Below are 7,465 nucleotides of genomic sequence, written 5' to 3'. Positions count from 1 at the left end.
AGCGGACTAATCTATTAGGTGCAGGATTTGCGTCCATGAGAAAGAATTTCAGGCATCTCAAGCGTTGTTTGAAACGCTGTAAAAAGTTGCCTTGAATCGACCTTTTTATGCCAAAAAAGGCAGCTTTAGATCGTTTTTGTCAAAAGTCAGCAAAAAAAAACCCCGAGCCAGTCGGGGTTTTTTAGTGAGTTTTGTTAACTCAAGCGATCATCAGAAGATGTTGATCGGGTAATCCACGAACACGCGAAGTTCGTTACCGCTGACGTTGTACTCGCTGGATTTCTGCGACACGCGCAGGATCGAGCTGCGCAGTTTCACGCTCAGGTCTTTGGCCGGGCCGCTTTGCACGACGTACTTGAACTGGTTGAAGATTTCGCGCTCGGTGCCGCCCTCGCTGGTGGACGTGGTGATGTTGTCACCGCGCACGTAGGCGAAGTTGTAGCTCAGGCCCGGAATGCCGAAGGCGCCGAAGTCCAGGCCGTAGCCCAACTGCCAGCTGCGTTCGTCTTCAGCGTTGAAGTCGGACCAGTACGAGTTGGCCAGGTAGATGGTGTTGCCACCGTCGCCGACACGACCCTGATCTTTCTGATAGCCGCCGTAGGCGTAGCCCAGGTTGCTGTCGCCGGTGCTGCGCTGGTGAGCGAGGGTGAACGAGTGCGGGCCGGTGGCGAAAGTCGCTGCCAGGCTCCAGATTTTGTTGTCGTCGCCGGTGATACCGTTTTCGCGGACGTAGGAATTGTCCAGCTTGGTGCGGTAGCCGTTGAAGTCCAGGGTCAGGGACTGATCCTTGTCGATCGGGAACACGTAGTTGGCGTTCACGTATTGCTTCTTCAGCACGTCTTCGACGTCAGAGGCGTAAAGCGCACCCTTGAACTGTTCGGTGAACTGGTAGCTGCCGCCCAATACGTTGATCGACTTCAAGCCACCGCTGTCACGGCCTTCAGCGCTTTTGCGCGATTCGGCGGTGAAGCGACCGGCGTTCAGCACCAGGCCTTTGATCTCTTTGGAGGTGATCAAGGTGCCGGTGTAGCTTTCTGGCAACAGGCGCGAGTTGTCGTAGTTCAGCACCGGCAGTTCCGGCATCTGGTCGCCGTAGGTCAGCGTGGTGCTGGACAGACGGAATTTGACCGCCGCGCCGCCCTTGGCCAGGTCGTTGGCCGGGTGGCCGCTGTCGCCCTTTTTGAAGAAGTCGATGCCCTGGGCACCGCTGCGATCTTCACTGCGCTCCAGGTTCAGTGCGTACAGACCGAACGCATTGACGCCCACACCGACGGTGCCTTGGGTGAAGCCGGACGAGAACGTACCGATGGCCGCTTGGCCCCACTCGGATTTGTCCGCGTTGCCGTCTTTGTAATCACGATTGATGTAGGCGTTGCGCAGCAGCACTTTGAGGCTGCTGTCTTCAACAAAACCCTTGGATTCGGCCTGGTCGTTAGCCATGGCTTGTGTAGCGCTCAACATCCCCAGAGCGATCAGGCTGATTCGCTTGTTCAACATTTGTTCTTTTCCTTATACCGGTTGATACGCACTGTGCCGAACGGCTGAAACGGCGCTGTTGCGCTCTTTTTTCACCCCGAAACAAAAAGGCCCGCCCACGAAAAATCGCGGCGGGCCTTTTATTGTTTTGTGAGTCGTGGCGATCGGCCACAGGCGTTGGCGCGAATCCTATCCGTGCCCTTATCCGTGTGTCAATTTCATGAATCGTCTGTGAATAGGCGAAATTCGTCTGAGAAATCAGTGGGCGCAGCCGTCGAGGCCACAGGCTTGAAACTCGGGTAAGGATGGCTGGGCCGGAAGCGCCTGCCTCAACCAGGTCGCGAAGGCTTCTGACTTGCCCAGCCACGGACCAATGTCGATCAAGGTAAATTGGCCATTCTGTTCCAGGGCAAACGTCGGAAACCCTTGTCCGCCGACGTTGGCCAACAGTGTGCGACTTTCCTTGATATGGCGTTCGGTTTCGGCCTCGTTGAAAGCAGCGAAAAAAGCCTGGGCATCTAGGCCCATGCTTTGGGCGAGTTCAAGCAAGAACGCTTCATCAGCAATGCGTCGCCCTTCCACATAGTGAGCGGTCTGCAAACGCCCCAGCAATTCCAGCCCACGGCCAGCGATTTGCTCGGCGGCCAGCACGGCGGCAATCGGCGGTGTGGAGTCGAAGATCGCGGTTTCATCCCGAAGCAACCCTTCAAAGTACGCCTCGCCGAATGGCTGGCCGGTGTACTCGGCGATGCGTCGATCGTGAGGCATCACGTAATTACGCAGTTGCGGCGAGACGGCCTGACGATTGGCGCCGCTCATCATGCCGCCGCCGTGGGCAACGACTGGCAACAAGGTCCGGGCCGCTTGCACCAACGGTTTGGCGCCATAGCACCAGCCGCACAACGGGTCGTAAATGTAATGAAGGTTCATGGGAAAACTCCGGCACAAAGGTAGGAAAATGAATGCCGGCAGACTAATCCTCGGACCGTTTCGGAAAAACGCCGGAATGGATTTCAGTCTGTTTCAGGAATCGGTCGAATGCCGTTTCAAGGCCTTGTATCAATCCAGACATGATTCGAAACAATCAAACCAGCGTCACCATCAGGAATAATTAACGGAAGTAAATAGCAAGCATTACCATTTGCAGCCTTGGACTCTTCTACCTTTTGGATGCGCTTCAGATGCCTGCCCCCTTCCGTCTTTCCCCCGTAACCCTTGGGCTTTCTGCCCTGTTGTCTGCCGGTTTTGCCGGCGCCGCGACCACCGTTTTACCGGAAACTTCGATCAGCGCCGAAGCGGAAGCCGACGACCCGCGAGTCAAAGAAACCAGCACTGCCACGCGCACCGCCACCCCGGTGCGCTATGTCCCGCAGGCCATCGATTCGATAAAAACCGCCAACGTCGCGGATTACGGCACCAACGACCTCGGCACTGCGCTGAGCGGTATGCCTAACGTCAGCAGCAGCGCCGACACGCGTTTCGACAGCCTGCGCATCCGCGGCTTTGACGCCAGCAATGACTTCTACCTCGACGGCGTCCGTGACGACAGCCAGTACGTGCGCGACTTGCACAACATCGAACGCATCGAAGTGCTCAAAGGCCCGGCCGCCGTGCTGTATGGCCGGGGCAGCCAGGGCGGGATCGTCAATCGGGTGAGCAAACTGCCGGAGTTCGGCCGTCGCTCGACGATTGAAGCCCAGGGCGGCAGCGATGATTTGCGCAGCCTGTATGCCGACCTGAGCACCGACCCGACGGAGAACATCAGCCTGCGCTTGAACATGGGCAACATGGATCAGAACAGCTTTCGCGACGGCGTCAGCGGCAATCGTCAACTGTTCGCGCCATCCATGAGCTGGCAACTGACACCGGACCTGAACTGGCTGGTGCAGTACGAATACAGCCGCTACAACCGTACGCCGGATCGCGGTATCCCCGGGGTAAATGGACGCCCGGCGGACGTAGGGCGGGATACGACCTACGGCAGCGAGCACGATTTCATCGACGACAAGTCGCAATCCCTGCGCTCGAAACTCAGCTATGAATTGAGCGACAACTGGCAACTGCGCCACACCCTCGGTGTATTCAAGCTCGACAGCGACTTCGACAACACCTACCTGACCGATTACACCCCCGCCACCCAAAAGGTCACTCGCCAGCATTGGCAACAAGACCTGACCACCCGCAACGTGTTCAACAACGTCGAACTGGAGGGTGGCTTCGACACCTTCGGGCTTGAGCATCGCCTGCTGACCGGCGTCGAGATTGGCAGCCAGCGGCGCGATCCTACGCTGTACAACGCGGCGACTTCCGGGCGCGGCAGCTCGGCGGTACCGGCTCTCGACCTGTACAACCCGAACCGCGATTTGCGCCATACCAGGCGCATGCAGGTTTCAACCAGCACCCACACCGAAGTGGAAAGCCGTGCGGTGTACGTACAGGATCAATTGCGCCTGAACGATCAATGGCAATTGCTGGGCGGTTTGCGTTACGACACCTTCGACATCGAGTCGACCAACAAGCTGCGGGACATTTCCGAAGACCGTGACAGCCACAGCACCAGCCCTCGCGTGGGAATCGTCTGGACGCCGTTGCAGGATCATTCGTTCTACGCCTCATGGACCAAAACCTTCTCCCCGGTCGGCGGCGGCCTGATCGGCATCACCCCGGGAGTGGCCGGCAACGGCAACGACCTGAGCCCGGAGCTGACCAAACAGAAGGAAATCGGCGTGAAGAGCGACTGGCTCGATGATCGCTTGAGCACCACCCTGGCGATCTACGAACTGGAACTCTACAACCGCCGCACCACCGACCCGAGCAACCCGACGCTGACTGTACAAACGGGCGAGCAACGTTCCCGTGGTGTCGAGTTGACCGGCACCGGCAAGCTCGTCGGCAACTGGTACGTGCGCGGTGGCGTGGGCATGCAGGACGCGACCGTGGTCAAGGACAACAACGGCCTGGAAGGCAAACGCGTCAGCAACGTGGCCAAGCACAACGGCAGTCTGTTCCTGACCTGGAAACCGGAAATGGGCTGGTACGCCGAGACCGGTCTGACCCTGGTCGGCGAGCGTTATGCCGACAACCTCAACACCGTTGTGCTACCCGGTTATGGCCGTTGGGATGCCCTGGCCGGGTTCCGGCACAAGGATTGGGACCTGCGCGCGGCGCTGAACAATATCAGCGACAAGACGTATTACTCGTCGGCGACCAGCAAGTATCAGATTCAGCCCGGCGCACCGCGTAGTTTGGTGGTGACTGGTACCTATAGCTTTTAAGGGCAGGATCAAAATATCGCAGCCTGCGGCAGCGCCTACATAGATTGGCGTAAGCGCTGCCGAGGGCTGCGATCTTGGCGCCCTCACCGGCGCCGACTTTCCAACAGGCATAAAAAAGCGCCGCCTTCCCGGCAGCGCTTTGAGCAATCCTTTGTTTTTCTTCTTATCCTTCCATCACATCCCACAACGCTTCCAGCTCCGCTTCGCTGAATAATCCAGCGGGGTAGCGCTCGATCATCGTCCGGCGCGGATCAGTTTCCCTGATCTGACGCGTTCCATTGGACTTCAACCAGTGCGCCAGGATCTGGAGCGATTCACCATTGACTGCCAGGGGATGCAATGTCCGCTCGCTCACTACATTCACTTCGGCGTTCATTTCGGCGCTCTCTCCCGGTTTGTGAGCGGCTAACTTATCCAAGGTTTATGACAGAACATCGCAGTTCTCCCCCTCCCTGTTTACGCCATGACAGATACAAGAGCTGTGCCAATGTTTCCTAACTGTCGATGAGTGGATACAAAAAAGCCCGCAGTCCTTTCGGGCTGCGGGCTTTATGCAAGGCAAAGCGGGGAAACGTTTGCGCGAGCGATTATGCAATCAACTCAAGCTGTTACAACCGCACTCACTCCTTGTGCGGCGCGGGCTGCTGTTGGGTAAGGCAGTGAATGTTACCGCCTCCCAGTAACAGTTCACGGCCCGGCACCATCACCACTTCGTGCTGCGGGAACAAACTCTGCAAAATCTCTTTGGCCGGGCCGTCCAGCGGGTCATCGAAGCTCGGCGCGATGATGCCGCCGTTGACGATCAGGAAGTTCACGTAGGAACCGGCCAGACGAACGGTAGGATTCCGTTCCTGGGTGCCGTCCACCGGATCGACACCGGCGCACTCTTCTTCGGTCGCGTACAGCGGCCCCGGAATCGGCATCTTGTGCACCGTGAATGGGCGACCCTTGGCGTCGGTGCTGCTTTCCAGCACTTTCATCGCAGCCTGGCAGCGCGGGTAGTTCGGGTCTTGCGGGTCATCGGTCCAGGCCAGCAATACTTCACCCGGGCGCACGTAGCAGCAGAAGTTATCCACATGGCCATCGGTTTCGTCGTTGAACAAACCGTCCGGCAGCCAGATGATTTTATCCACAGCCAAATTGGCGCTCAGCACCGCTTCGATCTCTGCACGATTAAGGTGCGGATTGCGATTGCGGTTGAGCAGGCATTCTTCGGTGGTGATCAGCGTGCCTTCGCCATCGACGTGAATCGAACCGCCTTCGAGCACAAAGCCCTCGGTGCGGTAACGCTGACTGCGCTCGATCTCAAGGATCTTGCCGCCGACTTGGGAATCGCGGTTCCACGGCGAGTACAGACCGCCGTCAAAACCACCCCACGAGTTGAAATCCCAGTTCACGCCACGGACTTCGCCGCTGTGATTGATGACGAACGTCGGGCCGGTGTCGCGCACCCAGGCATCGTCGCTGGACATCTCGACCACACGAATATTCGGTACATCCAGGCGGGCGCGGGCGTTTTCGTATTGGCCGGCGGATACCGCCACGGTCACCGGCTCAAAACGGGCGATGGCCTTGGCCACCGCAACGTGCGCGGCTTGCGCCGGTTTGCCGCCCTGGCGCCAGTTGTCCGGGCGCTCGGGCCAAATCATCCAGGTCTGGGTTTGGGCGGCCCACTCGGCGGGCATGTAGAAGCCGTCGGCGCGCGGGGTGCTGTTTAAAGTGGTCATGCAGTCAGGACTCCAGGGAACCGTCGAGGGTTTTGAGCGCATTGTATAGGTTCGGGCGTCGATCACGGAACGAGCCCCACGCGCTGCGAATGTGCTCCAGTTCGTCGAGGTCGAAGCGCTGGACCAATACGCCTTCCTCGGTCTGGTTGAGCTCCTGGACCTTTTCGCCGAACTGGTTGGCAATGAACGATGAACCGTAGAACGTGATGTCGTAGCCGTCCTGTTCTTCGTTGCCGATGCGGTTGCTGGCGATCAGCGGCATCAGGTTGGCGCCGGCATGGCCCTGTTGCACGCGCTGCCAGTGGTCGCGGGACGAAATGGTCTTGTCGTGGGGCTCGCTGCCGATGGCGGTCGGGTAGAAGAGGATTTCCGCGCCGAGCAGCGCCATGCTGCGGGCGCATTCCGGGAACCACTGGTCCCAGCAGATGCCCACGCCGATTTTCGCGTAACGGGTGTTCCAGACTTTGAAACCGGTATCGCCCGGGTTGAAATAGTACTTTTCGTGGTAGCCAGGGCCGTCCGGGATGTGGCTTTTCCGATAAATCCCGAGGTTGCTGCCGTCGGCATCGATGATCGCGATGCTGTTGAAACGCGCGCGGCCCGCCAGTTCGTAGAAGCTGATCGGCAGCACCACTTGCAGTTCCTTGGCGACTTTCTGGAAGTGCTTGATGGCTATGTTGTCTTCAACGGTGGTGGCCAGTTGCAGGTAATCCGGGTTCGGCTTCTGGCAGAAGTACGGGGCTTCGAACAATTCCTGGATCAGGATGATCTGTGCCCCTTTGGCCGCCGCCTCGCGGACCAGTTTCTCAGCGGTCTCGATGTTGGCTTCAAGGTCCCAGGAACAAGCCATCTGGGTAGCGGCGACGGTAACGATACGGCTCATGAATCATCTCCCGGGTCATTCTTATAGGTAGGCAATGGCGACTTTATAGCCGATAAATATCGGCTTTAAAAGCTACCAAGATGCCTTTCATCTAAATTAACCAA

The 7,465-nt window shown here is 58.3% G+C and carries 6 protein-coding genes; 1 reads left to right on the top strand and 5 read right to left on the bottom strand.

Annotated features, from left to right (window positions below; translation table 11 throughout):
* Positions 1-210 precede the first annotated feature (210 nt).
* Positions 211-1,497, bottom strand: coding sequence for an OprD family porin (locus V5E99_RS15330; protein WP_499803191.1), 1,287 nt, complete (start codon positions 1,495-1,497; stop codon positions 211-213).
* 237 nt (positions 1,498-1,734) lie between these two features.
* Positions 1,735-2,406, bottom strand: a complete 672-nt coding sequence (locus V5E99_RS15325; protein ID WP_499803190.1) for a DsbA family protein — start codon at positions 2,404-2,406, stop codon at positions 1,735-1,737.
* Between the two features lie 251 nt (positions 2,407-2,657).
* Between V5E99_RS15325 and V5E99_RS15320 the strand changes: the two genes are divergently transcribed.
* Complete coding sequence (locus tag V5E99_RS15320; protein ID WP_499803189.1) at positions 2,658-4,751, top strand: TonB-dependent receptor; 2,094 nt, start codon at positions 2,658-2,660, stop codon at positions 4,749-4,751.
* A 163-nt stretch (positions 4,752-4,914) separates the two neighbouring features.
* On the opposite strand, the gene V5E99_RS15315 is transcribed toward V5E99_RS15320, so the two are convergent.
* The 3 genes from V5E99_RS15315 to aguB form a co-directional block, all read right to left on the bottom strand.
* The gene (locus V5E99_RS15315) at positions 4,915-5,127 is read right to left on the bottom strand and encodes a hypothetical protein (RefSeq protein WP_499803188.1); all 213 of its coding nucleotides are present in this window, start codon (positions 5,125-5,127) and stop codon (positions 4,915-4,917) included.
* A gap of 244 nt (positions 5,128-5,371) precedes the next feature.
* Positions 5,372-6,478 carry an agmatine deiminase gene (gene aguA / locus V5E99_RS15310; RefSeq protein ID WP_499803187.1) on the bottom strand — a complete coding sequence of 369 codons (1,107 nt, stop codon included), beginning with the start codon at positions 6,476-6,478 and terminating at the stop codon, positions 5,372-5,374.
* Between the two features lie 4 nt (positions 6,479-6,482).
* On the bottom strand, positions 6,483-7,361 hold the full coding sequence (gene aguB / locus V5E99_RS15305; protein ID WP_499803186.1) for an N-carbamoylputrescine amidase: 879 nt from the start codon (positions 7,359-7,361) through the stop codon (positions 6,483-6,485).
* Positions 7,362-7,465: the final 104 nt, after the last annotated feature.

Source organism: Janthinobacterium sp. LPB2021202312-11-4 (assembly GCF_037049705.1).
GTDB lineage: Bacteria > Pseudomonadota > Gammaproteobacteria > Pseudomonadales > Pseudomonadaceae > Aquipseudomonas.
This window is presented reverse-complemented; position numbering and strand designations above follow the sequence as displayed.